At 73.6% G+C, this 24772-nt stretch carries 17 protein-coding genes and 1 tRNA gene; 9 read left to right on the top strand and 9 right to left on the bottom strand.

Features of this window, described 5'->3' with window-relative positions; genetic code table 11:
- Both ACFVXH_RS33860 and ACFVXH_RS33855 read left to right on the top strand, forming a co-directional pair.
- Positions 1-1095: a class E sortase gene (locus tag ACFVXH_RS33860; RefSeq protein ID WP_375877800.1), complete on the top strand. Its 1095-nt coding sequence runs from the start codon at positions 1-3 to the stop codon at positions 1093-1095.
- Positions 1096-1132: 37 nt separating this feature from the next.
- Positions 1133-1975 (top strand): class E sortase, encoded by an 843-nt coding sequence (locus tag ACFVXH_RS33855; RefSeq protein WP_074001949.1) that lies wholly within the window; start codon positions 1133-1135, stop codon positions 1973-1975.
- 130 nt (positions 1976-2105) lie between these two features.
- Here ACFVXH_RS33855 and pknB read toward each other — a convergent pair whose 3' ends face one another.
- From pknB to ACFVXH_RS33825, 6 genes are all read right to left on the bottom strand, one after another.
- Positions 2106-4223 (bottom strand): Stk1 family PASTA domain-containing Ser/Thr kinase, encoded by a 2118-nt coding sequence (gene pknB / locus ACFVXH_RS33850; RefSeq protein WP_074001950.1) that lies wholly within the window; start codon positions 4221-4223, stop codon positions 2106-2108.
- A gap of 260 nt (positions 4224-4483) precedes the next feature.
- Positions 4484-5941, bottom strand: coding sequence for a penicillin-binding protein 2 (locus ACFVXH_RS33845; protein WP_074001951.1), 1458 nt, complete (start codon positions 5939-5941; stop codon positions 4484-4486).
- Positions 5938-7341, bottom strand: a complete 1404-nt coding sequence (locus tag ACFVXH_RS33840; RefSeq protein WP_074002167.1) for an FtsW/RodA/SpoVE family cell cycle protein — start codon at positions 7339-7341, stop codon at positions 5938-5940. Before ACFVXH_RS33840 ends, ACFVXH_RS33845 begins: the two co-directional genes overlap by 4 nt.
- 133 nt (positions 7342-7474) lie before the next feature.
- Positions 7475-9094 carry a PP2C family serine/threonine-protein phosphatase gene (locus ACFVXH_RS33835; RefSeq protein WP_074001952.1) on the bottom strand — a complete coding sequence of 540 codons (1620 nt, stop codon included), beginning with the start codon at positions 9092-9094 and terminating at the stop codon, positions 7475-7477.
- A 53-nt stretch (positions 9095-9147) separates the two neighbouring features.
- Positions 9148-9693: an FHA domain-containing protein gene (locus ACFVXH_RS33830; protein WP_074001953.1), complete on the bottom strand. Its 546-nt coding sequence runs from the start codon at positions 9691-9693 to the stop codon at positions 9148-9150.
- A 46-nt stretch (positions 9694-9739) separates the two neighbouring features.
- Entirely contained in the window at positions 9740-10609 is an 870-nt protein-coding gene (locus ACFVXH_RS33825) for a DUF3662 and FHA domain-containing protein (protein WP_074001954.1), read from the bottom strand.
- A 421-nt stretch (positions 10610-11030) separates the two neighbouring features.
- Between ACFVXH_RS33825 and ACFVXH_RS33820 the strand changes: the two genes are divergently transcribed.
- Positions 11031-11114: transfer RNA gene (locus tag ACFVXH_RS33820), tRNA-Leu, on the top strand.
- 84 nt (positions 11115-11198) lie between these two features.
- Here the strand turns inward: ACFVXH_RS33820 and ACFVXH_RS33815 are convergent.
- Both ACFVXH_RS33815 and ACFVXH_RS33810 read right to left on the bottom strand, forming a co-directional pair.
- Positions 11199-12344 (bottom strand): sensor histidine kinase, encoded by a 1146-nt coding sequence (locus ACFVXH_RS33815; protein ID WP_049657015.1) that lies wholly within the window; start codon positions 12342-12344, stop codon positions 11199-11201.
- Entirely contained in the window at positions 12341-12994 is a 654-nt protein-coding gene (locus ACFVXH_RS33810; protein WP_234348583.1) for a response regulator transcription factor, read from the bottom strand. Before ACFVXH_RS33810 ends, ACFVXH_RS33815 begins: the two co-directional genes overlap by 4 nt.
- 338 nt (positions 12995-13332) lie before the next feature.
- Here ACFVXH_RS33810 and ACFVXH_RS33805 point away from each other — a divergent pair, with 338 nt between their 5' ends.
- Both ACFVXH_RS33805 and ACFVXH_RS33800 read left to right on the top strand, forming a co-directional pair.
- Complete coding sequence (locus ACFVXH_RS33805) at positions 13333-15162, top strand: phosphatidylglycerol lysyltransferase domain-containing protein (protein ID WP_079272003.1); 1830 nt, start codon at positions 13333-13335, stop codon at positions 15160-15162.
- A gap of 169 nt (positions 15163-15331) precedes the next feature.
- On the top strand, positions 15332-16132 hold the full coding sequence (locus ACFVXH_RS33800) for a hypothetical protein (protein WP_159028583.1): 801 nt from the start codon (positions 15332-15334) through the stop codon (positions 16130-16132).
- An 82-nt stretch (positions 16133-16214) separates the two neighbouring features.
- Here the strand turns inward: ACFVXH_RS33800 and ACFVXH_RS33795 are convergent, their stop codons facing one another.
- Positions 16215-19058 (bottom strand): SpoIIE family protein phosphatase, encoded by a 2844-nt coding sequence (locus tag ACFVXH_RS33795; RefSeq protein ID WP_380777576.1) that lies wholly within the window; start codon positions 19056-19058, stop codon positions 16215-16217.
- Between the two features lie 215 nt (positions 19059-19273).
- Between ACFVXH_RS33795 and ACFVXH_RS33790 the strand changes: the two genes are divergently transcribed.
- The 4 genes from ACFVXH_RS33790 (at position 19274) to ACFVXH_RS33775 (ending at position 24696) form a co-directional block, all read left to right on the top strand.
- A complete protein-coding gene (locus ACFVXH_RS33790; RefSeq protein ID WP_063780416.1) occupies positions 19274-20494 on the top strand; it encodes a rhodanese-like domain-containing protein in 1221 nt (406 codons plus the stop codon).
- A 93-nt stretch (positions 20495-20587) separates the two neighbouring features.
- On the top strand, positions 20588-21250 hold the full coding sequence (locus ACFVXH_RS33785; protein WP_387829700.1) for a DUF5819 family protein: 663 nt from the start codon (positions 20588-20590) through the stop codon (positions 21248-21250).
- Positions 21247-22515: an HTTM domain-containing protein gene (locus ACFVXH_RS33780; protein WP_387829698.1), complete on the top strand. Its 1269-nt coding sequence runs from the start codon at positions 21247-21249 to the stop codon at positions 22513-22515. Before ACFVXH_RS33785 ends, ACFVXH_RS33780 begins: the two co-directional genes overlap by 4 nt.
- 9 nt (positions 22516-22524) lie before the next feature.
- The gene (locus ACFVXH_RS33775; RefSeq protein ID WP_387829696.1) at positions 22525-24696 is read left to right on the top strand and encodes an FUSC family protein; all 2172 of its coding nucleotides are present in this window, start codon (positions 22525-22527) and stop codon (positions 24694-24696) included.
- Positions 24697-24772 lie beyond the last annotated feature (76 nt).

The raw sequence follows: 24772 nt of genomic DNA, 5'->3' as shown, positions 1-24772 counted from the left end.
GTGACCTCGCTGCGTCCGGAGGGGCGTTTCCAGCCGGAGGCGGACCCGTACGGCACCGCGCAGCAGTACGGCGGGCCCCGGTACCCGGGCCAGGGCGACGGCACCGGCGGTGCGCCGTACCGGCAGGGGATCCCGGTGCAGACCGTGCCCGAGGACGCCTGGGGCGTGTACGAGCAGGCCCAGGAGCCCATCGTGGACGGGCCCGAGTACCCCTGGCTGCCCGACCAGACCCTCCAGCTGCGGCTGCCCCTGGACCTCGGCGCGCCGGCCGCCGAACCGGCCCCCACCGGTGGCCGGGCCGAGCGCCGCCGCGCCGCCCAGGGCCGCACCTCGCTGCGCTCCGGCAGCGGCCGGCGCCGGTCGAACGGCCGCGGCGCCGGGCGGGTGCGCCCCCGGGAGTCCGTGCTCGTGGTGGCCGCCCGGAGCGTCGGCGAGCTGTGCATCACGCTCGGCGTGGTGATGCTGCTCTTCGTCGCGTACCAGCTCTGGTGGACCAACGTGCAGGCCGACGCGGCCGCCGACGGGGCCCGCAACCAGCTGGAGCAGCAGTTCAACGCGGCCGTCGCGCCCGTCCAGCCGGGGCAGCCGGCCCCGGCGCCGGACAAGCCCGAGGTGTTCGAGCCCGGCAAGGGCTTCGCCATCATCTACCTGCCCAAGCTGGGGCTGAAGTTCCCGATCGCCGAGGGCACCTCCAAGTCGGGGGTGCTCGACAACGGCCTGGTCGGCCACTACACGGGAACCGGGATGCCGGGCGACAAGGCGGGCAACTTCGCGCTGGCCGCCCACCGCAACACCCACGGCGAGCCGTTCCGGTACATCAACCAGCTCGGCAAGGGCGACAAGATCGTGGTGGAGACCGCGGCCGGCTACTACACCTACGAGGTCACCGGGGGCATCCCGGAGACCTCCCCCAACAACGTGAGCGTGATCAAGCCGGTGCCGAACGGCGCGGGGTACGCCGGTCCGGGCCGCTACATCACCCTGACCACCTGCACGCCGGAGTTCACCTCCAAGTTCCGCCTCATCGTCTTTGGCAAGATGATCGAGGAACGGCCGCGTGCCCAGGGCAAGCCGGCCGCGATCACGGGCGGGTAGCCGCCCGGCCGCCCGGCCCGGAGGGGGAGCACCGCAGATGCAGGACGAGAGCGCGCGATCGGCCGAACCGGCGCAGGAGGCCTTCGCCCCGCCCGAGCCGCGGGCCGGGCGGGGCCGGAGCCGGGCGCTGGCCGCGCTCGGGGTCTTCGGCGAGCTGCTGATCACCATGGGCCTGGTGCTCGGCCTGTTCGTGGGCTACTCGCTCTGGTGGACCAACGTGCAGGCGGACCGCTCGGCCTCGGCGGCCGCCGACCGGCTGCGCGGCAGCTGGGCCGCGGGCCCGCGCCCCGGCCCCGGGGCGACGCCCGGCGCCGCCCCGGCCCCCGGCGCGTCCGCTGCTCCCGGCGCCCCCGGTGCCGAGCCCGGGTCCGTGCCGAAGCAGTTCGCGGCCGGGGACGACGTCGGCTTCCTGCACGTCCCGGCGATGGGCCGGGACTACCAGGTGCTGATCCGGATGGGCACCTCCACCGAGGTCCTGGACGACGGCGTCGCGGGCGTCTACGAGCAGCCGTACCGGGCCGCGATGCCGTGGGACCAGCAGGGCAACTTCGCGCTGGCCGCCCACCGGGACGGCCACGGCGCCAAGTTCCACGACCTGGACGCCGTCCACCGGGGCGACGCCGTCGTGGTCGAGACCCGGGACAAGTGGTACGTCTACAAGGTCGACAGCACCCTGGCGGAGACGTCCAAGTACGACACCGGCATCGTGGCGCCCGTCCCGGCCCGCTCCGGCTACGAGGGCCCCGGCCGCTACATCACCCTGACCACCTGCACGCCGGTGTACACCTCGCGCTACCGGATGGCCGTCTGGGGGAGCCTGGTGCGGGTGGACGACATGGACGCCAAGCGCACCCCGCCGCCGGAGCTGCGGCACTCCTGAAGCCGCCCACGGGCCTCCTGGAGCCCGTACGGAACGCCCGAGGGCCCGCCGCGTTCGTCGCGGCGGGCCCTCGGGCGTGCTCCGTGCTGCTCGTTCCCCGGCTCAGCCGAACCAGGGGAATACCGGAGGCCTAGTGGTCCCCTTTGGGGGGTGTGGTGGTGGGGTCGCTCCCTTTCGGGGGCTCGGCCGCCTTGGTGTAGAGCTGGATCTGGGTGTTCGGGTCGACCTGGGTGCCGGCCGGCGGGTTGCTCTGGAGGATCGTCGCGTTCGGGTCCGGGGGACCGCTGACCACGACGTAGGTCAGGCCGAGCGCCTTCAGCTGGTCCGCGGCGGCGCCCAGCTTGACGTTCGCCAGCGGCGGGACCTGGGGCTTGTCCTGCGCCTTGAAGATCGTCAGCGAGATCTTGCTGTTGGCCGGGGCCTTGGTGTTGGCCGGGATCGACTGCGAGGCGACGGTGTTGACCTTGCTCGGGTCGGGGGCCGGGGCGGTCTTCGAGACGTCCACCTGGAAGCCGAGGCCCTGGAGGGTCGCCTGCGCGTCCTCCTTCTGGGCCCCGGCCACGTTCGGGACGGTCACCTTGGCCTTGCCCTGCGACACGGTCAGCTTGATCGGGGCGCTCGGGTCGACGGCCGCGTTGGGCGCCGGGTCCTGGGCGGTGACGGTGTCCTGCGCGGCGGTGTCGTCGTCCTTGTACTCGGTGGTCACGTTGGTGAAGCCGAGGTCGGCGAGCGCCTTGGTGGCCTGGTCCTTGGGCTTGCCGACCACACCGGGGACCTGCGCCTTGGCCGGGCCCGAGGAGACCTGCACCGTGATGGTGGAGGTCTCGGCGACCTGGGTGCCGGACTGCGGGGTCTGGGTGCAGACCTGGTCCTTCTTGATGTTGGTGTCCGGGCAGGCGATCTTGTCGCCCTCGGTCACCACGAGCTTGGCACCGGCCGCGGCGGCGGCCGTCTTGGCCTCCGCCAGGGTCTTGCCGACCAGGTTCGGCGCGGTGACCTTCGCGGTCTCCTTGGTGCCCTTGTCGGCGAACATCGCCTGGGCGACGAAGAAGGTGCCGACCAGGACCAGCACGGCGGCCACCGCCAGCACGATCCAGGAGGTGTTGCTCTTCTTCGGCGGGTCCTCGCCCCGCCGGCCCCCGCCGCGGCCGTAGCCGTCGTCGTAGCCGTCGTTGCCGCCCGCCTGGCCGGCGTAGGTCTGGCCGTAGCCGTCGTCCTGGTAGCCGCCCTGCTGCCCGTAGCCGGGCTGCCCGGAGGCCTGCGGCAGGACGGTGGTCGGGCCGCCGGGCTGCTGCGGCAGCACGTTGGTCTGGCCGTACGGGTCGTGCTGCTGCGGGTAGCCGTTCTGGTCGTAGCCGTAGCCGCCCGGGCCCATGCCGTACGCGGCCTGCTGGGCGGCGGCCACCGGCAGGCCGTCGAGGAAGCGCTCGATGTCGTCGCGCATCTCGTCGGCGCTCTGGTAGCGGTAGTCGCGGTCCTTGGCGAGCGCCTTCAGCACGATCGCGTCGACCTCGGGGCGCACCTCGGGGTCGAAGACCGACGGCGGCTGCGGCTCCTCCCGGACGTGCTGGTAGGCCACCGCGACGGGCGAGTCGCCGACGAACGGCGGGCGCACGGTCAGCAGCTCGTAGAGCAGGCAGCCGGTGGAGTAGAGGTCGGAGCGGGCGTCGACCTGCTCGCCCTTGGCCTGCTCGGGGGAGAGGTACTGGGCGGTGCCGATGACGGCCGAGGTCTGCGTCATGGTCATCCCGGCGTCACCCATCGCACGGGCGATGCCGAAGTCCATGACCTTGACGTTGCCCTGCCGGGTCAGCATCACGTTGGCCGGCTTGATGTCGCGGTGCACGATGCCGGCCCGGTGCGAGTACTCCAGGGCCTGGAGGATGCCGATGGTCATCTCCAGCGCGCGCTCGGGCAGCAGCCGGCGGCCGGAGTGCAGCAGCTCGCGCAGCGTGGACCCCTCGACGTACTCCATCACGATGTACGGGATGGAGATGCCGTCGATGTAGTCCTCGCCGGTGTCGTACACGGCGACGATGGCGGGGTGGTTCAGGGACGCCGCCGACTGCGCCTCGCGGCGGAACCGGGCCTGGAACGACGGATCCCGGGCCATGTCGGCCCGGAGCGTCTTCACAGCGACGGAGCGGCCGAGTCGGGTGTCATGGGCGAGGTACACCTCGGCCATGCCGCCGCGTCCGAGGACGCCGCCGAGCTCGTACCTGCCGCCGAGGCGACGAGGCTCTTCCATAGTTCCGACCCTCTCCCTCACCCGCCGGTGAGGTTGTGACGTAGGTGTCCCCGCACGCTCTGGGTGACGCCGCGCGGTCCGCGACCGGTTCTCCGGCCGGGCCGTGCGGTGCCTCGCGGGCGGCAACGGGCACACCCGCTGCTGGCGGATACGCTACCGGTCGGACCGCAGCGGACCGGAGTCAGCCGTCGGCCGATACCAGACCGGTATCCGGACGGGGCTGCCCATCGTGACATTCCCCTCACCCCGGACCCGCGCTCCTACTTGCCGAGTGCGGCCTGCATCACCGCCTTGGCGATCGGGGCGGCGAGGCGGCCGCCGCTGATGCCGTCGCGGTTCTGGGAGCCGTCCTCGACCACCACCGCGACCGCGACCGACTGGCCGTCCGGGGTCTTCGCCCAGGAGGTGAACCAGGCGAACGGGAGCCCGGCGTTGTCCTCGCCGTGCTGCGCGGTGCCGGTCTTGCCACCGACCTGCAGGCCGGGGATCTTGGCGTTGGTGCCGGTGCCGTTCTCGACCACCGAGACCATCAGGTCCTGCATCTTCTGCGCGGTGGCCGGGCTCATCGCCTGGGAGAACTGCTTCTCGGTGTGCTTGGAGACGGTGGTCAGCGTGGCCGAGCGCTCCTGGTCGACCATGTACGGCTGCATCAGGCTGCCGTTGTTGGCGATCGCGGCGGAGACCATGGCCATCTGGAGCGGGGTGGCGCGGGTGTCGTGCTGGCCGATCGAGTCCTGGGCGGTGCCGTCCGGGCTCGAGCTGTCCGGGAAGACGCTCTTCTCGGAGCGGACCGGGGTGTCGATCGTGCTGTTGAAGCCGAACTTCTCGGCCTGCGCCCGCATCCGCTCCTTGCCCAGGTCCGCGCCCATCTTGGCGAAGACCGTGTTGCAGGACTGGTCCATCCCGGACTTGATCGTGGCGTTCTCGCAGCGCTCGTTCGGGCTCTCGTTCTTCAGCTGGGTGGTCGTGCCGGGCAGGACGTACGGCTCCGGGGTGTCCGTGGCGTCGTCGATGCTCTGGTAGCGGCCGTTCTCGAACGCCGCGGTCGCGGTGACCAGCTTGAAGGTCGAGCCGGGCGGATAGGTCTCCTTCAGCGCCCGGTTGAGCGTCGGCTTGTTCGGGTCCGCGTCGAGGGCCTTCCAGGCGTTCTGGTCGGCCGTCTCGCCGCCGGCGAAGGTGCCCGGGTCGTAGGACGGGGTGGAGACCAGGCCCAGGATCGCGCCGGTCTTCGGGTCGAGCGCGACCACCGCGCCCTTCTTGTTGCCCATCGCGTCGAAGGCGGCCTTCTGCACCTTGGCGTTGATGGTGGTGACGACGTCGCCGCCGCGCTTCTGCTCGCCCGTCAGCATGTCCAGGGTGTTGCGGAAGAACAGCCGGTCGTCGGTGCCGGAGAGGATGCCGTCCTCCAGGTTCTCCAGCTGGCTGGAGCCGTAGGCCTGGGAGGAGTAGCCGGTCACCGGGGCGTACATCGGGCCGTCGACCCAGGACCGCTTGTACTTGTAGCGCAGGCCGTTGACGAAGTCGGACTTCGTGACCGGCTGGCCGCTGACGATGATGTTGCCGCGCGGGTGGGCGTACCGGTCGTACAGCTGGCGCTTGTTGTTCTTGTTGGTGGCCCAGGACTCGGCCTGGACGCCCTGCACCCAGTTGGTGCGCACCATCAGGGCCAGGATCAGGACGAGGCAGAAGATCGATACCCGGCGGATCGGCTTGTTCATCGGGCTGGTCCCTCCTGGCCCTCGGTGGCCGGGGCCGGTTCGGCCCCCGGTCGGCGGGCGCTGTCGCTGATCTTCAGCAGGATCGCGACCAGCGCCCAGTTGGCGACCACGGACGAACCGCCCTGCGCGAGGAACGGCATGGTCATACCGGTGAGCGGGATCAGCCCGGTGACACCGCCGGCCACGACGAACACCTGGATCGCCATCGCCGAGGAGAGGCCGACGGCGAACAGCTTGCCGAACGGGTCGCGGGCGGCGAGCGCGGTGCGCAGGCCGCGCTGCACCAGCAGGGCGTACAGCAGGAAGATCGCCATCAGGCCGGTCAGCCCGAGCTCCTCGCCGAACGAGCCCAGGATGAAGTCGCTCTTGGCGGCGAAGGCGATCAGCCAGGAGCGGCCCTGGCCCAGGCCGGAGCCGGTGACCCCGCCGGAGCCGAGCGCCATCAGCGACTGGCCGATCTGCTCGGTGGCGCCCTTCGGCGGGTTGGCGCCGAAGGCGGCCATCGGGTCGAGCCAGGCGTCGATGCGGACCTTCACGTGGCTCGCGGTCGAGGCGACCGCGACCGCGCCGCCGACCGACATCAGCAGGCCGAACAGGATCCAGCTGGTCCGCTCGGTGGCGACGTAGAGCATCACCACGAACAGGCCGAAGAACAGGAAGGACGTGCCCAGGTCGTTCTCGAAGATCAGGATCAGCAGGCTGAGCAGCCAGATCACGATGATCGGGCCGAGGTCGCGGCCGCGCGGCAGGTACAGGCCCATGAACCGGCGGCTGGCCAGCGCCAGGGCGTCCCGCTTGACCATCAGGTAGCCGGCGAAGAACACGGTCAGGACGATCTTGGCGAACTCGCCCGGCTGGATGGAGAAGCTGCCCATCCGGATCCAGATCTTGGCGCCGAAGTCCTCCGCCCGGGACGGGAAGAAGGCCGGCGCCGCGAGCAGGACCAGGGCCACCACCATCGAGATGTAGGTGTAGCGCTGGAGCACCCGGTGGTCCTTCAGCAGCACCATCACCCCGATGAAGCCGGCGATCCCGAGGGCCGACCACATCAGCTGGTTCTCGGCCGCCGGGTAGTTGCCCCGGAGCAGCTTGCCCGCCTTGTCCAGCCGCCAGATCATCACCACCCCGAGGCCGTTGAGCAGGGTGGCGATCGGCAGCATCAGCGGGTCCGCGTACGGCGCGAAGCGGCGCACCAGCAGGTGCGCGACCAGTGCCAGGGCGCCCATGCCGAGCCCGTAGCCGAGCATGCCCGCGGGCAGCTTGGCGTCCATCGCGAGGCCGACGTTGGCGTACGCGAGGACCGGCAGCAGCACCGCGAAGACCAGCAGGGCCAGCTCGGTGTTGCGCCGGTTCGGTGCCTCCTGCGGGGAGATCGTGGTGTTGCCCCGCCGACGGGGGATCGTGCGTTCGGCCGCCGCCCGGCGTCGGCCGGACCGGGTGGTTTCCTGGCTCAGGTCGTAGCTGCTCACGTGGTGACCGCTCCCTGACGGCCGGCAAACCCGCTCGGGGCGGTCCTATGTCGGATCACGGACGTCACTGCTTCGGGCAGGAGTTGGCCCGGCTGAGTTCCTCTTCGGTCAGTGGGGGGGCCTGGTCGCCCTGCGCGCCGGTGGCCGGAGGGGTCGCGTTCGGCGCCGGGGCGGGTGCCGTCGGGGCGGTCGGCGAGGCCGGGGGCGCGGTGGTCGGCGTGGTGGCGGCCGGACCGCGGTTCTTCTCGGTCGGGGTGGGCGTGCTGGCCAGGTACGCGGCCTGCGTCGCCTGGGTGGCGGGCGGTACGGCCGGGGCCGTCGCCTTGGCGGCCTTCTGGCAGAGCTGGACCCAGCCGTCGAGCTCGTTGACCGTCGACTGGGCGTCCTTCATGCTGCCGACCGAGATGGTCTTCTTCACGTGGACCTGCTGGTCCTCGGGCAGCCACTTCAGCTGGATCCTGCTGTACGAGGAGTGCACCGAGGACAGGCTCACCCCGGCCAGGTTCTGGTTGATGCCCTGGTAGATCGCGACGTGGTCGTCCTGGGTGCCGACGTAGTACTGGTCCTGGGTCCACTGGTAGCCGAAGTAGCCGGCGCCGCCGAGCAGGCCCAGCGTGACCAGGGCGGCCAGCGAGACCGTCAGGCCCTTGCGCTTGCGCCTCGAGGGCCGCTCCTCGTCGAAGTCCTCGGTGCCGTACACCGAGGGCTCGCCGGAGCCGGGGCCGTACTCGCCCTCGTAGCCCTCGGCGGGACCGAAACCGTTCTGCGCGGGGCCGAAGCCCTCCGCGTAGCCCTCGGCCGGGCCGAAGGCGCCCTGCGGGCCGCGGCCGAGGCCGGCGGCGCGGCCGGCCGGGGTGTCCGCGATCGAGCGGTCGGCGGCGGCCGAGGACGGCGGGGCGTCGGCGACCGCGCCGACCACCACCGGGACGTCGTTGAACTGGCCGCTCATGGTGTCCGTGGCGCCGACGTCGATGACGTCCGCCACGATGCAGGTGATGTTGTCGGGACCGCCGCCGCGCAGCGCGAGCTGGATCAGCTCCTGCACGGTCTGCTCGGGCGCGTAGTAGCTGCCGAGGGTGTCCTGGAGGGTCTGGTGGCTGACCGGGCCGGAGAGGCCGTCGGAGCAGATCAGGTAGCGGTCGCCGGCCCGGACCTCGCGGATCGACAGGTCGGGCTCGACCTGGCCGCGGCCGTCCAGCGCCCGCATCAGCAGCGAGCGCTGCGGGTGGGTCTCGGCCTCCTCGGGCGTGATCCGGCCCTCGTCGACCAGGCGCTGCACCCAGGTGTGGTCCTGGGTGATCTGCACCAGGGAACCGTCGCGCAGCAGGTAGGCGCGGGAGTCGCCGACGTGCACCATGCCCATCCGCTGGCCCGTCCACAGCATGGCGGTGAGCGTGCAGCCCATGCCCTCCAGCTGCGGGTCCTCCTCGACCATCTGCCGGAGCCGGTCGTTGGCGCCCTGGACGGCGTCGCCCAGCAGGGTCAGCAGGTCGGGGCCGGGCACGTCCTCGTCCAGCCGGACGATCGAGCCGAGCACCTCGGAGGAAGCGACCTCGCCGGCCGCGGCGCCGCCCATGCCGTCGGCCACGGCCAGCAGCCGCGGCCCGGCGTAGCCGGAGTCCTCGTTCCCCTCCCGGATCAGTCCCTTGTGGGAGCCGGCGGCGAAGCGCAGCACCAGGGTCATGCGACCTGTGCCCCCCTCTGGGTCATGGACGGGATGCTGTCCCTCATGCGCTACTACTTCCGCAGTTCGATGACGGTCCTGCCGATACGGATCGGCATGCCCGGCTGGAGCGGAGTGGGCGCGGTCAGGCGCTGCCGGTCCAGATAGGTGCCGTTGGTGGAGCCTAGATCCTCGACCGTCCACTGCCCAGTCTGATCCGGATAGATCCTGGCATGCCGGGAGGACGCGTAGTCGTCGTCCAGCACGATGGTGGAGTCGTGCGCGCGGCCGAGCGTGATGGTCTGGCCCTGGAGCGCCACCGTGGTGCCGGCCAGCGAGCCCTGCACCACGACGAGCTGGGTCGGACCGCCGCGGCGGCGCCCGCCGCCGCCCTGGGTCTGGGCCGCCGCGGGGCCGGCCTGGGTCGGCGCCGCGGCGCGTGCGGCGGTCGAGGTGGCCGCGCCGCCGCCGGTCGTGGCGCTCGCGCCCCGACGGGAGGAGCGCGGGTTCACCTTGGTGCCGAACAGGTCGCTGCGGATCACCTGGATCGCGACGATGACGAACAGCCACAACACGGCCAGGAAGCCCAGCCGCATGACCGTGAGGGTCAGTTCTGACATGACCGTCCCGCCAGTCGGTGAGCGAGGCGCGCGAACAATTCGGACACTACCCTTCGACCTGCCGGTAGACGATGGTGGTGGAGCCCACGACGATTCGCGAGCCGTCGCGGAGCGTAGCGCGCTGGGTGTGCTGTCCGTCCACCACGATGCCGTTGGTGGACCCCAGGTCGAGCACCATCGAAGGGGTGCCGGGCCGGATCTCGGCGTGCTTGCGGGAGACCCCGGGGTCGTCGATCCGCACGTCCGCCTCGGTCGAGCGGCCGAGCACGCAGGCCGAGCCGGTGATCTGGTGGCGGGCGCCGTTCACCTCGATCCAGCGGCGCGTCCCGGCGCCGCCGTGGCCCGCGCCGGGGAACGCCCGGACGTTGCCGCCCGCGGGCGCCGGCTGACCGGGGGGCATCGCGGGGGGCGCGGCCGGCGGCGGGGGCGCGTTGTACTGGCCGGCGCCGGGCTGCTGCCACGGTGCGCCGGGGGCCGGGGCGGCCGGCGCACGGTCGTAGCCGGGCTGCGGCGGCGCGTACTGCTGCTGCTGCGGGGGCTCCTCGGCGGCGAGGGTGCGGCTGCGCACCCGGTACAGCCCGGTGTCCAGGTCGTCGGCCTTCTCCAGGTTCACCTGGAGCGGGCCCATGAAGGTGTACCGCTGGGCCTCCGCGTACTCGCGGACCATGCCGGCCAGTTCGGTGCCGAGCTGCCCGGAGTAGGGGCTCAGCCGCTCGTGGTCGTGCGGGCTCAGTTCGACGATGAAGTCGTTCGGCACGACGGTGCGGTCGCGGTTCCAGATGCTCGCGTTGTTGTCGCACTCGCGCTGCAGCGCTCCGGCGATCTCCACGGGCTGGACCTCGGACTTGAACACCTTGGCGAAGGTGCCGTTGACGAGACCCTCGAGCCGCTGCTCGAACTTCTTCAGCACTCCCATGGGGCACCCCCTTCCAGGGTTCGTTCGCCTGCCTGCCGGCCGGATCCCGCCCGGGACCCGGTCGCGCCTCCTACTTGCGGTACTTCCGTACTGATCGTATCCACGCCGGGCCCTTCCGTACGGTTCCCGGACCGTGTGGTGCCCGGGGGTGGGCTCGGACACACAGGGTGACGCATGTCGGGTACGGCACGCCAGGTGTGCCCGTCGGAGCACCCTTCCGGCAGTCGCACGGGCGTGCGTCGGGCATCGGTTCGGGTGCCGTGGGCCTCCCCGGACAACGGATTCGGAGCAGCCCCCCAGGTCGTGCTAATGTTTTCCATGTCGGAAGGGCCGCCCGAAAGGGAGGCCGGTCCAGGAAGCGCGAAGTACCGATGGTACCGAGTGGTTCGGAAGACCGGTCGGCAACGAGGACAACACCCATGCGCGGGTGGCGGAATAGGCAGACGCGCTGGATTCAGGTTCCAGTGCCCGAAAGGGCGTGGGGGTTCAACTCCCCCCTCGCGCACAGCGAAGCCCCGCAGATCTACGGATCTGCGGGGCTTTTTTGTCGTCCGCTCCCCGGTGGCGTGGATTTCGGGGGCGGGCGGGATCAGCCGCGGCTGGCCGGGAGTTCGGCGCGGACCTCGAAGCCGCCGTCCTGGGTCGGCCCCGCGGTGAGGGTGCCGCCCAGCAGCTGGGCGCGCTCGCGCAGGCCGACCAGGCCGTGGCCGCCGCCCGGCAGGGTCTCGGCCGGCCGCACCGGCGGGGCCTCGTTGCGGACCTCGACCCGCAGCCGGCGGCCCTTCGCCCGGACCCGGACGTGCACCGCCGCCTCCGGGGCGTACTTGGTGATGTTGGTGAGCGCCTCCTGGACGGTGCGGTAGGCGGCCCGCTCGACCGCCTCCGGCCACGGGCGGTCGCCGGGGACCAGCTCGGTGTCCGCGGCCAGGCCGCTCTGCTCGATCAGCCGGGGCAGGTCGGCCAGCCGGGGCTGCGGGGCGAGCGGGGCGTCCGGCAGTCCGCCGGTGCCGCGCAGCACCCCGACCATCTGCCGCAGCTCGTCCAGGGTCCGTACGGACAGTTCGCGGATGGTGCGGGCGGCGGTCACGGCGGCCGGGTCGGGGCTGCTCACCTGGAGCGCGCCCGCCTGGATGCTGATCAGGCTGACCTGGTGCGAGACCACGTCGTGCATCTCCCGGGCCAGCCGGCCGCGCTCGCTGATCAGCACCCGCTCGGCCAGCAGCCGGCTCTCCCGCTCCTGGCCGCGGGTCAGCTCGTCCAGCCGGGCGGCCAGCTCCCGCCGGGTGCGGGCGAGCAGACCGGTGGCGGCCGGGCCGGCCGCCAGCATCACGGCCTGGATGGCGTCCAGCGCGGTGGCGCGGCTGAGGTCGAGGACGTCCTGGGGCAGCGGCCAGTGGAAGAACTCGACCAGCGCGAACAGGACGCCGCAGGGGATCACGACCCGGGGGCGGGGGCGCTCGGCGGCCACCGAGTAGACGGCCGTGATCGGGGCCAGCCAGATCTCGTCCACCCAGCTGCCCGGCATGGTGAGGAGCAGTGCCACCACCGGGAAGCGGCGGCGCCAGAACAGGGCGACGGCGGCCAGCGTGGACAGCGCCACCTGCCACCAGGCGGCCTCCCGGGCCACCAGGGCGGCGTCCAGCAGGCCGTACAGGACGGGCAGCAGCAGCATCAGCCAGGGGGCGGTGCACCAGGCCGGCAGCCGTCGGGACGGCAGTTGGTCGGCGGTCGTCATGCCCCGTCGCCGGGCTTGGGCCGGACCAGACCGGCCCGGTGGGCCAGGACGGCGGCCTGGACCCGGTTGGCGGCGCCGAGCTTGCCGAGGATCGCGCTGATGTGGTCCTTGACCGTGCCGGTGCCGAGGAACAGCCGGTCGGCGATCTCGGCGTTGGACAGGCCCTCGCCGAGCAGCGAGAGCACGTCCAGCTCGCGGCCGGTGAGGGTGCGGGCGAGCGCGGTGGCCTCGGCGTCCGGGCCGCCGCCGTCCACGTAGCCGCCGATCACGGTGCGGGTGACGGTCGGGGAGAGGATGTTGCCGCCGGCCGCGAGTACCCGGACGGCGTGCACCAGCTGGTCGGGGGCGGTGTCCTTGAGCAGGAAGCCGGCCGCGCCGGCCCGCAGCGCGGTGCCGATGTACTCGTCGGTGTCGAAGGTGGTGAGCATCGCCACGGCGGGCGGGTCGGGCAGGGCGCGCAGGCGGCGCAGCACCGAGATGCCGTCGAGGTCGGGCATCCGGATGTCGAGCAGCACCACGTGCGGGCGCAGCCGCTGGACGTGCTCCTCGGCCTGCCCGCCGGAGCAGTCGCCGACCACCTCCAGGTCGGCGGCGGAGCCGACGATCAGCCCCAGGCCGGAGCGGACCAGGATCTCGTCGTCGACGATCAGCACGCGGGTGGTGGTGATGGTGCCTCCTCGGTTCGGGCGGCCGGGTCGGGGCGGTCCGCGTGGGTCGTTTCGAGGGTAGGGGTAGGCGGGGCGGGGTGCCGAACGTGCGGCGGGCGGTCACCCCCGCCGTTCGGCGGGGGTGGGAATCCGCTACCCGGTTCACGCAATTCTCAGGCTGGGTGGGGAAACATGGAGTTGGCTGACTCTTTTCCGGCCGCTTCTCCATTTCGGGCGGTCGGCCGGGCGAGGTCGCCGGTCAGTCCGTCGGGCCCGAGCGGGCGCCCGGCGCCGGGCCGTTCGCGGATGCGCCCCACCATCTGATCGTTTGGAATTGAGCTGTGTCGTCCACTGTGAAGTCGGAGCCGTCCGCCACGTCCCCCGGGCCCCGGCCCGTCGACGAGCCCGGGCGCTGGCGTCCGAGGGCCGCCGCGGCCTCCGTCTGGTACCTGCGGCTGATCGCGCTGCTGAACGTGGCGACGGTCCTGCTGGTGCCCTTCCGGAACCAGGTCAGCGAGCACAACGAGGGTGAGTACTTCACCCCGTACCTGATGACCTCCGGGCTGGCCAGCGCGGTGCTGTCGGTCTTCCTCGCGATCGCGATGCGGCGGCGCAAGCGGGCCGCCTGGATCTTCAACACGGCGCTCGGCGGTCTCTTCGCGCTGCTCTACCTGGCGTTCATGCTGGTGCCGGACGAGCGCTTCAACAGGCACCCGCTCAACTACTTCTCCACCGTCCTGACCTGCCTGTTCGTCCTGGCGCTGCTGGTCGGGCGGAAGGAGTTCACGTCCAAGGGCGACAGCTCCAACCCGAAGACCGCGGCGGCCACCTTCGTCGGCGGGCTGGCGTTCGGCGGCGGGGTCGGCGCGCTGCTGGTCTGGATGACCAACGAGCTCTCCGGCGCCGGCTTCTGGGACCTGTTCCGGTACTCGGTCGGCCGGATGATCACGATCACCCCGACCGAGCACCTGCGCTCGGTGATCGCCGCGCCGACCTGGGTGAACGCCGCGATCAACGCGATGGGCGCGGTGCTCTTCCTGCTGGTGCTGTACGTCGCCTTCCGCAGCCCGCGCGGCAAGGAGCTGCTCACCGCCGAGGACGAGGCCAGGCTGCGCGGCCTGCTGGACAAGCAGGGCGAGCGGGACTCGCTCGGCTACTTCGCGCTGCGCCGGGACAAGGCGGTGGTCTTCTCCCCCAGCGGCAAGGCGGCGGTCACCTACCGGGTCATCGGCGGCGTCTCGCTCGCCTCGGGCGACCCGATCGGGGACCCGGAGGCCTGGCCGGGCGCGATCGACGCCTGGCTGTCCGAGGCCCGCGAGCACGCCTGGGCGCCGGCCGTGATGGGCGCCTCCGAGGAGGCCGGGGTGATCTACGCCCGGCACGGGCTGGACGCGCTGGAGCTGGGCGACGAGGCGATCGTCGAGCTGGACGAGTTCTCGCTGGACGGCCGCGCGATGCGGGTGGTCCGGCAGGCCTACAACCGGGTCAAGCGGGCCGGGTACACGGTGCGGATCCGCCGGCACGAGGACATCTCCGAGGCGGAGATGGCCGAGCTGGTGGCCAAGGCCGACGAGTGGCGCGACGGGGCGACCGAGCGCGGCTTCTCGATGGCGCTCGGCCGGCTCGGCGACCCTGGCGACGGCCGCTGCGTGATGCTGGAGTGCCACGACGGGGACGGCGAGCTCAAGGCGCTGCTGAGCTTCGTGCCGTGGGGCCCGGACGGGCTCTCGCTGGACCTGATGCGCCGGGCCCGGGACACCGAGAACGGCCTGATGGAGTTCATGGTCATCGAGCTGCTGCAGCGCGCCGACGAGGTCGGGCTGAAGCGGGTGTCGCTGAACTTCGCGATGTTCCGTTCCGTCTTCGAGCGCGGTTCGCGCCTCGGCGCCGGCCCGGTGCTGCGGCTGTGGCGCTCGATCCTGGGATTCTTCTCGCGCTGGTGGCAGATCGAGTCGCTGTACCGCGCCAATGCCAAGTACCGCCCGATCTGGGAACCGCGTTACCTGCTCTTCGAGAAGAGCAGCGAGATTCCGCGGATCGGTATCGCGAGCGCGCGCGCCGAGGGTTTCATCGTCGCGCCGAGCCTGCCCGCCCTGTTCCGCCGCCGGCACGCCCGGGCCGCCGTGGTGGCGCCGCGGGTCCCGGTGGCGGCCCGGGACGGGAAGGGGTAGCCCTCCGTCGGGGGGCGGAGGGGACCGGCCGGTCGAATTGGGGGGCTGATGGGGGGATTGCCTCCCCCCAGAGGATGACCCGACTCCCCATCCGTGCCGATGTGGCTTTGTTAACTGGCTTCTAATGTTGGAGTAGTAGAGCGTTCGGGGATTCGGAGAAACTGTTGTGATGCACAGGACCCACGCGGGGGGCGTGCGAAAGGGGCCGCTGGCAATCGCCGGAGCGGCCGCTGTCGCCGAGTGGGGAACGCTGTTCGCGACGGTCCGGGACGCGGTGGTGCGAAAGAAGTTCGCCGCCGTTCCCCTGGCCACCGTCGCGACGTTTCTGATCCTGCTGTTCAGCGTCGTCCAGCACCTGCCGGGCGGCGAGCGTTTCGTGAACAACATCGGGGTGGTGCGGGCGGCGCTGCCGCTGGACGTCTCGCTGCTGCGGACCCCGCTCTCGCTGTACGTGCCGGCGCTGGACCTTCCGGTCTGGGGGGCGCTGGCCCAGGTGTTCGTGGTCTTCTCGATCGCCGAGATCGTGCTCGGCCGGCGGATGACCCTGGTGGTCGCCTACACCTGCACCCTGGCGGGCACGCTGTTCGCCCGGGTCGGCGTGGCGATCGGGCCGCACCACCTGTTCGGCTTCCCGAAGTGGGTCGCCTACGTGCGGGACACCGGGCCCTCGGCCGCGGTGGTGGCGCTGGCGATCTGCATCGCGTTCCGCTGCCGGGCCTGGCTCACCGCCGGCCTGGTGGTGGCGGTGATGATCGGCGAGGCGGTCGTGCTGCCGAACCTGGCCGGTCTGGAGCACGTGGTCGCGGTGATCACCGCGCTGCTGATCGCCGTCTCGGTCGAGGTCTTCGGGGACTTCTGGCCGCGGGTGCTGGCCGGGGTCGGCGCCGCCGCCTCGGTGGCCGCGGCCGCCTCGCGGGAGGTCGCGGTGGAGGCCCGTCGACGCACCTCGGCGGGGGCCGTCATCCCCTGACGGGCGCCGACCGCGCTCAAGCCGGCCGCGTACGGGTGTCCGTACGCGGCCGTTCGACGTCCGGGGCCCGTCGGTGCGGCCGTCAGGCGTGCGGGAGCGGGAGCTCGAACCAGACCACCTTGCCCACCGCCTTGCGGGCGGTGCCCCAGCGTTCGGCGAGCTTGGTGACCAGGGTGAGGCCGCGGCCGGTCTCGCCGAGCTGCTCGGCCGGCTCCAGCGAGGGCAGGTTGTGGTTGTCGTCGCTGACCTCGACCAGCAGTTTGTCCACCCGGATCAGCTGGAGCTTCACGGTGTCCCGGGCGACCCGGACGGCGTTCGTCACCAGCTCGCTGACCAGCAGCTCGGTGGTGTCGCTGAGCGCCTCCAGGTGCCAGCCGGCCAGCTGCTCGCGGACCAGCGAGCGGGCCCGGCCGACCTCGCGGTGGTCCACGGTGAGGTCCCAGGTGGCCACCTCGGACGGGGCGACCCCGTCGAAGCGGGCCACCAGCAGGGCGACGTCGTCCTTGCGGTCGTCCGAGTGCAGCCGGCGCAGCACCACGTCGCAGGCCTGCTCGGGGCTCTCCCGGGGGTCGATCAGGTTGCCGCAGAGCGCGGCCAGGCCGGCTCCTATGTCCCCGCCCCGGACCTCGACGAGGCCGTCGGTGCAGAGCACTAGCATCGAGCCGTCCGAGACGTCGATGGTCTTGGCGACGAACGGCACCCCGCCGACGCCGATCGGCGCGCCGGCCGGGATCTCCAGCAGCTCGCCGGTGCCGTCCGGGTGCACCAGGACGGGCGGGACGTGGCCGGCGCTGGCCAGCTCGCAGGTCCGGTTGATCGGGTCGTAGACCGCGTACAGGCAGGTCGCGAGGTGGTCGTCGCCGAGCTTGTGGGCCAGGTTGTCCAGGTGGCGCAGCAGCTGGCCGGGCGGCAGGTCCAGGGCGGCGAGGGTCTGCATCGCGGTGCGGAAGCGGCCCATCGCGGCGGCGGAGTGGATGCCGTGGCCCATCACGTCGCCGACCACCAGGGCGACCCGGCTGCCGGGCAGCTGGATCGCGTCGAACCAGTCGCCGCCGACCTCGGCCTTGGGGTCGCCGGGCAGGTAGCGGTGGGCGATCTGCACGCCGGGGATCTGCGGCGGGCGGGTCGGGATCATCGAGCGCTGCAGGGTGGTGGCGACCCTGGCCTCGGCGCGGTGCAGCCGGGCGTTGTCCAGCGACAGCGCGGCGCGGACGGCCAGCTCCTTGAGCGTCGCGGCGTCGCTCTCGTCGAAGGGCGCGCGGTCCGGCAGCCGGAGCAGCTTGAGGATGCCCAGCACGGTGCCGCGGGCGGAGAGCGGGACGACCAGCATCGAGCGGCCGGTGACCACCGGGGTCAGCCGGGCGTCGCCGAGTGCGATCGCGTAGTCGACCGCGACGTCCGGGCTGACCACCGGGACCAGCACCGGCTGGTTCAGCTGGAGGGCCATCCCGGGCGGGGTGCGGCGGGGCATGCTGACCAGCGAGCCCTCGGAGAGCACGTGGTCCCAGACGCCGCCGGTCTCGTTGTAGACCAGGGCGACCCGGCGCAGCATGGTGTCGTCGTCCGGGCGGGCGGCCGGCAGCTCGGAGTCCGAGATCAGTCCGTCCACCAGGTCCACGCAGGCGAAGTCGGCGACCCGGGGGACCAGCACCTGGCAGAGCTCGTGGGCGGTGAAGCCGAGGTCCAGCGTGGTGCCGACCTTGCCGCCGACCTCGTTCAGCAGGGCCAGCTGCTCGCCGGCCTGCCCGTTGGTGAGGAACGGGCCGAGCCGGCCGCCGGTCGGGCCCTCGCCGCCCGCGGGGGCGGGGACCGGGACGGTGGCGGGCGGGGCCTGGTCGGTGCGCAGCGGCGGACGGCCGGTGGCGGACGGCTCGACGGTGGCGTGCTCGATGGCTGCGGCTCCTGCGGTGGGCGGGGGTACCTCCCGGCCGGAGGCGGGGGGAGGGACGGACGGGCCGGCGCCCGCCGAGCCGCCGCCGACGGCGGCCACCGGCCGGACGGCGGAGGGGGCCGCGGGCTGGGCGGCGGGGCGGTCCGGGGTCTCGCGCTGGACGGGCAGCGGGCCGGGCGGACGGCGGCCGGGCGCGCCCTGCTCGGGCTGCGGCGGCGGGCCGACCCGGGCGACCCGCTGCTGGGGCGTCGGGTAGCGGCGGCCGAGGCCGGCGGCCGCCTGCGCCCTGCCGGTCTGGGCGTCGGCGGGCAGCACCGGCAGCACGGTGGCCGGGTCCAGCCGCAGGGCGGGCAGTCCGCCCCGTTCCAGCGCGGCCAGCAGCGCCGCGCGGTGGGCGGCGGGCAGCAGCCGGACCAGCGGCTCGGGCACCGGCAGGCCGGCCGGGGTGAGCGCCGCGGCCAGGGCGTGGAAGCCGCCCCGGACGCCGGGCGCGGCGGCGAAGGGGAGCAGCCGCTCGCCGAGCGCGAGCCGCGGCCCGGTGGCGCGCAGCGGGCGGGCGTCGGCGGCCAGCGCCAGCAGCCCGCCGACCGGGCCGGGCAGCGGGTACGCCCACCAGAGCACGTCGCGCTGGTGCTCCTCGCGGTCGGTGACGGTCAGCCTTCCGATCCAGGGGCGGCCGTCGGCGGTCCGTTCGGCGAGGGTGTCGAACGCGTCGCAGGGGCGGCGGACGGAGCAGCGTTCGAGCACCCGCGACTCCAGGGCGGGCAGCAGGCCGGAGGCCGGGCGGTCGTGGGCGACGTCGGCGCGGTGGCCGAAGAGCTCCTCGGCGGCCCGCCCCCACTGCGCGATCCGGCCGGACCGGTCGACCAGGACGGGGGCGAGCCGGACCAGGGCGGCCACCCCCGTCGGGTGGTCGCCCGGCGCGGTTCCGTCGCCCGCCGGCCGCGGTGTGGAGTTGGACTCGGCCACCATGGATTCGCTCTGCTCCCGCCTGGCCGCCGCGCCCGGGGCGGCCGTCTCTCCGGAGGAAGGCACGCTGTGCGGATACCAGCGAAGCACGGACCGGGCCGGGCTCGACACCGAAACGGGGAGATTCCTCAGGATCGGTTGCGTGTCGCGCGCCGCGCGCCGGTCCGTACCCCCGGTTCACCCGGACGGGGCCCGCGATCACGGCGGTAGGGTGGCAGGCCGGACCGCCCGTACGAGTGGTCCGCAGGACGCCGCCGGCCGGACGAGACAGAGGCGAGAAGTTGAGCGCGCAGAGCCCCGCCCGCTGGACGGACCCGGAGCAGCAGGCACTGGAGGAGCGGGTCGCCGCCGCCGAGCTGGCCTGGCTCAGCATGGACGTGGACGTCCAGACGCTGCGGGTCGAGATCGACAACTTCGCGCTGATCCACCACCAGCTGCTCGGCCCGCTCTACGCCCGGCTGGACGAGCTGGACGCGCTGGTCGCCGAGGCCGTGGCGGCCCGCACCGGCCTGCCGGAGGACCTGCGCCGGGCCGCCGAGGCGCGCCGGCAGGTCGACGAACTGCCCGACCTGGACGCGCTGTTCGACTCGGTGCGGGAGCAGACCGGCCAGGACGGCGAGCCGGCCCCGCCGCCGCCCGCCGCGCCGGAGCGGGTGCGGCCCGGCAAGGAGGCCCAGCGGATCTACCGCGAGCTGGTCCGCCGCGCCCACCCCGACCTGACCACCGACCCGGGCGAGCAGCAGCGCCGGGCCGCCTTCCTGGTCCGGGTCAACGAGGCCTACGCGTACGGGGACGCGGGCGCGCTGGGGGCCCTGGCCGCCGAGTGGTCCACCGCGCCGGAGGCCGCGCCCGCCGTCGACTCCCCCGACCGCTCGGACTGGCTGCGCCGCCGGCTGGACTGGCTGACCGCCAAGATCGCCGAGACCGCCGCCGAGCAGGTCCGGCTGGAGCAGACCCCGATGGGGCAGCTGCTCGCCCTCGCCCCGCAGGACCCGGACCGGCTGCTGGAACAGCTCGCCGAGGAGCTGCTGGCCAAGGCCGCCGGGCAGCAGGCCGAGCTGGCGCGGCTGCTCGGCGGCCCGGCCCCGGCGGACGGCCCGTCCTCCGGCGCCCACGGCACGGCGCCGGTGGGCGACAATGGCACGCACCCGACCGAATCCCAGGAGAGCCACACGATGTTCCCGCAGATCCCCTCCGCCGACGCCGCCGCCGTGCCCGCCGACGCCGCCCTGCTGGACGTGCGCGAACAGGACGAGTGGGACGCCGGCCACGTGGACGGCGCCCTGCACATCCCGATCGGCGAGGTGATCGCCCGGCTCGGCGAGCTGCCGGACGAGAAGCTGTACGTGCTCTGCCGGGTCGGCGGCCGCTCCGCGCAGGTCGTCCAGTACCTGGTGCAGCAGGGCCGGGAGGCCGTGAACGTGGACGGCGGGATGTACGCCTGGCAGGGTGCGGGCCGTCCGATGGTGAGCAGCACCGGCCAGGAGGCCTTCGTCCTCTGACGGCCCCCGCCCCACGGCCCTTAGGGCAGGATGGGCGCGCGCGAGCGCGCCGGCACCGGGCCGGCGGTGCCCGCCGACCGGTCGGGGGAGGCCATGACCGAGACGACGGACCGGCCGGCTGCCGGACGGGCCTGGTCCAGGCCCGCGCAGCTGGTCCTCGGCTTCGCCGGGGCGGTGCTGGCCGGCGGCACCGGGCTGTTCCTCGCCGCGGTCTTCCTGCACGTCGCGCCCGCCAACTCGGTGTCCCGGCAGTACCGGGACGAGGTCGACGGCCTGGTGTACCCGGAGTTCGAGCAGAACTGGAAGCTGTTCGCGCCCAACCCGCTCCAGCAGAACGTGAGCGTGGACGCCCGGGTCCGCACCGCCGCGCCCGCCGGGGCCACCCGTACCGGGGACTGGATCGGGCTGACCGCGCAGGACATCGCCGCGATAGGGGGCAACCCGGCGCCCAGCCACGTCGACCAGAACCTGCTGCGCCGGGCCTGGGACTTCTACGACGGCACGCACAACCCGCAGGACGAGAGCCCGGCCTCCCCGCGCGGCCGGCTCGCCGAGCAATACCTCAAGCGGATCGCCCTGCAGCGGATCGGCCGGGAGGCGGACGGCGAACGGGTCCTGGAGATCCAGTTCCGCTCGACCGCGGTCACCGTCCCGCCGCCGTCCTGGAGCGGCGAGCCCGCGCCGGCGGCGCCCCGGGTGCGGGAGCTGCCGTGGTGGCCGGTGGCGGACGAGGACTACCGGGGGCTGCTCGGATGAACGAGGCGACGGTACGGGCCGACGGGGCGCTGCCGCCGGGTGCGGCGGTGCCGTCCGGCGGTGTGCCGCGGCAGGCCGGGGCCGGGCGGGCGGCGGAGCCCGGTGCGGTGCGGGAGACGCGGCAGGCGCGCGGGCCGCGGGCGCCGCTCGGACGGGCGGCGGAGGCCTTCACCGGGCGGGTGCTCGGCCGCCACCAGGCCGCGGTGGTGCGGATCGGCTTCGGGCTGGTCTGGCTGGCCTACCTGCTGCGCGAGTGGCCCCACCGGCGGGTGCTGTACGGCGACCGGTCCCCCTGGTCGACGGAGCTGGCCCAGCGGCTGCTGGCCGACAACGGGGCGCTCACCGTGCTGCCCTGGTTCGGCGGGCGGCTCTGGTTCGAGCTGGTCTACCACCTGGCGGTGCTGGCCGCCCTGGCCGTGCTGCTGGGCTGGCGGACCAGGGCGAGCACCGTGCTGTTCCTGGTCACCGTGCTGTCCCTGCAGAACCGCGACGTCTTCCTCGGCGACGGCGGCGACAACGTCGTCCACCTGATGGCGGTCTACCTGGTCTTCACCCGCTGCGCCGAGGTCTGGTCGCTGGACGCCCGAAGGCCCCGGCCGGGGCGGACCGGGGTGGTGCTCTGGGCGGTGCTCGGAGCCGTCCTGGCGGCCTGTCAGTTCGGCGGCTTCGCGGGCGACACCCTGACCTGGACCGACCGGGCCTTCCCGTACCTCGGCTGGTCGCCGCTGTTCTGGGGGCTCTGGGCGGTGGCCGGGCTCTGGTGGGCGCTCGGCCGGCTGCGGCCGGACGGCGAGCCGCGGGCGGTGCTCGACGCGCTGGCGACCATGGTGCACAACTGCGCGATGCTGGTGATCGCCGTCGAGGTGGTGCTGATCTACGCCACGGCCGGCTGGTACAAGGTGCAGGGCTCGCGCTGGCAGGACGGCACCGCGCTGTACTACCCGCTGCACCTGGACTACTTCGCCCCCTGGCCGGGGCTGTCCGCGCTGGTCGGCTCGGCGCTGCTGCCGGTCTTCCTGGTCTCGTACGGCACCGTGGTCCTCCAGGTGGCGTTCCCGTTCACGCTGGTCAACCGGCGGGTCAAGAACGTCCTGCTGGCCGTCATGGTGCTGGAGCACGCGGGGATCGCGGTGGTGCTCGGGCTGCCGGTGTTCTCGCTCGCGATGATCGCGGCGGACGCGGTCTTCCTGCCGACCGGGGCCCTGCTGTGGGTGGCGGCGCGGCTCCGCCGAAGGTCGGGCCCGGCCCCGGAGATCACGCCCTAGGATGGCGCTATGTCCTGGTTCGCCGCACTTCGTGACACCGCGCGGACCGGGCTCACCCTGGACCGGGCGCTCACCGACCCCAAGCGGGCGGTGCGCGGGGCGGTCGCGGTGGCGCTGGTGCTCTTCCCGACCCTCGCGCTCGGCGGGGTCGCGCTCGCCACCTCGGCCGCGATGGGCGCGTTCATCGCCGGCTCGGCGACCTTCCAGCGCAGCTTCCGGCCCCGGGCCAGCCTCGCCGTCGCGGCCGGGGCCGGACTCGGCATCAGCACCTTCCTCGGCTACCTGGCCGCCGGCGTCCCCGGACTGTTCCCGGTACTGCTCGCGGTGTGGGCCTTCGGCGCCGGGCTGGCCTGGGCGATCGGGCCCACCGCCGGGGTGGTCGCCACCAACACCGTCTCGGTGATGCTGATCGTCGTCCAGCTCCCCGTCAGCACCGTCACCGCGCTCAGCCACGGGCTGGTCGCCGCCCTCGGCGGGGTCGTCCAGGCCACCGTCATCACCGTCTGGCCGATCGGCAGCTGGACCGCCCAGCGGCAGGCCCTCGCCGACACCTACGCCGAACTCGCCGACTACGCCCGGCGGTTGCGGCAGGACCCGACCGCGCACGTGGACCCGGAACCGTTCATGACGGCCCGCCACGCGGCCGCCCTCACCCCCTGGCAGGACCGCCACCGGCCGCCCGAGCTGCGCGGCCTGCGCGGCATCGCCGAGCGCATCCGGCCCACCCTCGCCGCACTCGCCGACCCCAAGGTGGGCGCCCCCGAGGAAGGGCCCGAACGGGACCGGGCCCGGGAGGTGCTGGCGGCCGCCGCCGAGGTCATGGACGCCCTCGCCCGGGCGATCCGCACCGGGGACCCGGTCCGGCTCCCCCGCTCCGCGCCCTCGCTCACCCTGGTCGGCTCCGACGACGGGCCGCGGCTCCAGGGCGCGGCCCGGCGCTCCGCCCGGCGGCTCGGCGGGCTGCTGCGCAAGGCCGCGGACACCCTGGACCGCAACGACGAGGACACCATCACCACGCCCGTGGTCGGGGCCGGCGGGGCGCTGCGCAAGCCCACCATCGCCCGGATGCTGCCGGTCGCGGCGCGGGCCGTCCGGCGGCAGCTGCACGCGCGCTCGGCGATCTTCCAGCACGCCGTCCGGCTCGCCGGGGTGGTCACCGTCGCCTACCTGCTGGCCCGGCTCGTCGGGTTCCACCACGGGTACTGGGCGCCGATGACCGCCGCGATGGTGATGCGGCCGGACTTCGCGCAGACCTACAGCCGGGGCGTCGCCCGGCTGGCCGGGACGGTGGTCGGAGTCGCCGTCTCGACGCTCGTGGTGCAGCTGCTCCACCCCGGGGAATGGGTGCTGGCCGCGCTGGCGGTGGTCTGCATCGGCGGGGCGTACCTCGCGTTCCGCACCGGGTACGCGCTCACCACCGTCGGGATCTCCACGTACGTGGTGTTCCTGCTCGGGCTGCAGGAGGGCAACCCGCTGGTGACGGCCTTCGAACGGGTCGGGCTCACCCTGCTCGGCGGGTCGATCGCGCTCGTCACGTACGCGCTGTTCCCGACCTGGCAGACCGCCCGGCTCGGCGAACGGCTCGCCGAGTGGCTGGCGGCCGCCGGACGGTACGCGGGAGCGGTGATCGCCTGCTACGAGAAGCCGGCGGCGCCGCGCGGGCGGGTCGTGCGGAGCGCGCTGCTGGACTCGCGGGAGGCGCGGTCCGAACTGATCCAGGCGATGCAGCGGGCCGACGCCGAACCGGGACGGCACGAGACCGGACTGGCCGGGGTGAGCCGGCGCCAGATCGACCGGGCCCGGGCGGCGGTCGGGGCGCTCGGGCGGGCGGCCGTGCTGCTGGAGGCCCACCTGCCGGCGGCGGACGCGGAGCCCGTGCCGGGGACCGGGGAGTACGCGGAGGAGCTGCGGCTGGCGACGGCGCTCGCGGCGGCGGCGCTGCTGACGGGGCAGGCGGTGGAGTTCGGGGCGGTGCGGGATGCGCAGGCGCGGTTGGAGGAGGGGTTGGCGGGGGCGCCGGCGGGGGTGCAGCGGGATGTGGTGCGGGCGGGGGTTCGGTTGGTGGGGCAGGCTCTGCGGGACTTGGAGCGGGCTCTGCGGGGGTCTTCTGTGGGGGTGGGCTTTCGGGAGGGTGGGGGGCCGGGGGTGGCTCCGGGGGGGGCCGCTCCGGGGGCTGGATGATTTTCAGACTGCCAACCCTGGAGGTGGGGCGTTCAGATCGTTGGCAGTCTGAAAATCACCCGTCACGCCCCTCTCC

This window comes from Kitasatospora sp. NPDC058184 (assembly GCF_042883725.1).
In the GTDB taxonomy this organism is placed as follows: domain Bacteria; phylum Actinomycetota; class Actinomycetes; order Streptomycetales; family Streptomycetaceae; genus Kitasatospora.
This window is presented reverse-complemented; position numbering and strand designations above follow the sequence as displayed.

Bases quoted from the DNA above. Each gene is read 5' to 3' on its own strand.
- ACFVXH_RS33855 (WP_074001949.1), top strand. From the start codon at position 1,133: ATGCAGGACGAGAGCGCGCGATCGGCCGAACCGGCGCAGGAGGCCTTC.
- pknB (WP_074001950.1), bottom strand. From the start codon at position 4,223: ATGGAAGAGCCTCGTCGCCTCGGCGGCAGGTACGAGCTCGGCGGCGTC.
- ACFVXH_RS33845 (WP_074001951.1), bottom strand. From the start codon at position 5,941: ATGAACAAGCCGATCCGCCGGGTATCGATCTTCTGCCTCGTCCTGATC.
- ACFVXH_RS33835 (WP_074001952.1), bottom strand. From the start codon at position 9,094: ATGACCCTGGTGCTGCGCTTCGCCGCCGGCTCCCACAAGGGACTGATC.
- ACFVXH_RS33830 (WP_074001953.1), bottom strand. From the start codon at position 9,693: ATGTCAGAACTGACCCTCACGGTCATGCGGCTGGGCTTCCTGGCCGTG.
- ACFVXH_RS33825 (WP_074001954.1), bottom strand. From the start codon at position 10,609: ATGGGAGTGCTGAAGAAGTTCGAGCAGCGGCTCGAGGGTCTCGTCAAC.
- ACFVXH_RS33815 (WP_049657015.1), bottom strand. From the start codon at position 12,344: ATGACGACCGCCGACCAACTGCCGTCCCGACGGCTGCCGGCCTGGTGC.
- ACFVXH_RS33800 (WP_159028583.1), top strand. From the start codon at position 15,332: ATGCACAGGACCCACGCGGGGGGCGTGCGAAAGGGGCCGCTGGCAATC.
- ACFVXH_RS33785 (WP_387829700.1), top strand. From the start codon at position 20,588: ATGACCGAGACGACGGACCGGCCGGCTGCCGGACGGGCCTGGTCCAGG.
- ACFVXH_RS33780 (WP_387829698.1), top strand. From the start codon at position 21,247: ATGAACGAGGCGACGGTACGGGCCGACGGGGCGCTGCCGCCGGGTGCG.
- ACFVXH_RS33775 (WP_387829696.1), top strand. From the start codon at position 22,525: ATGTCCTGGTTCGCCGCACTTCGTGACACCGCGCGGACCGGGCTCACC.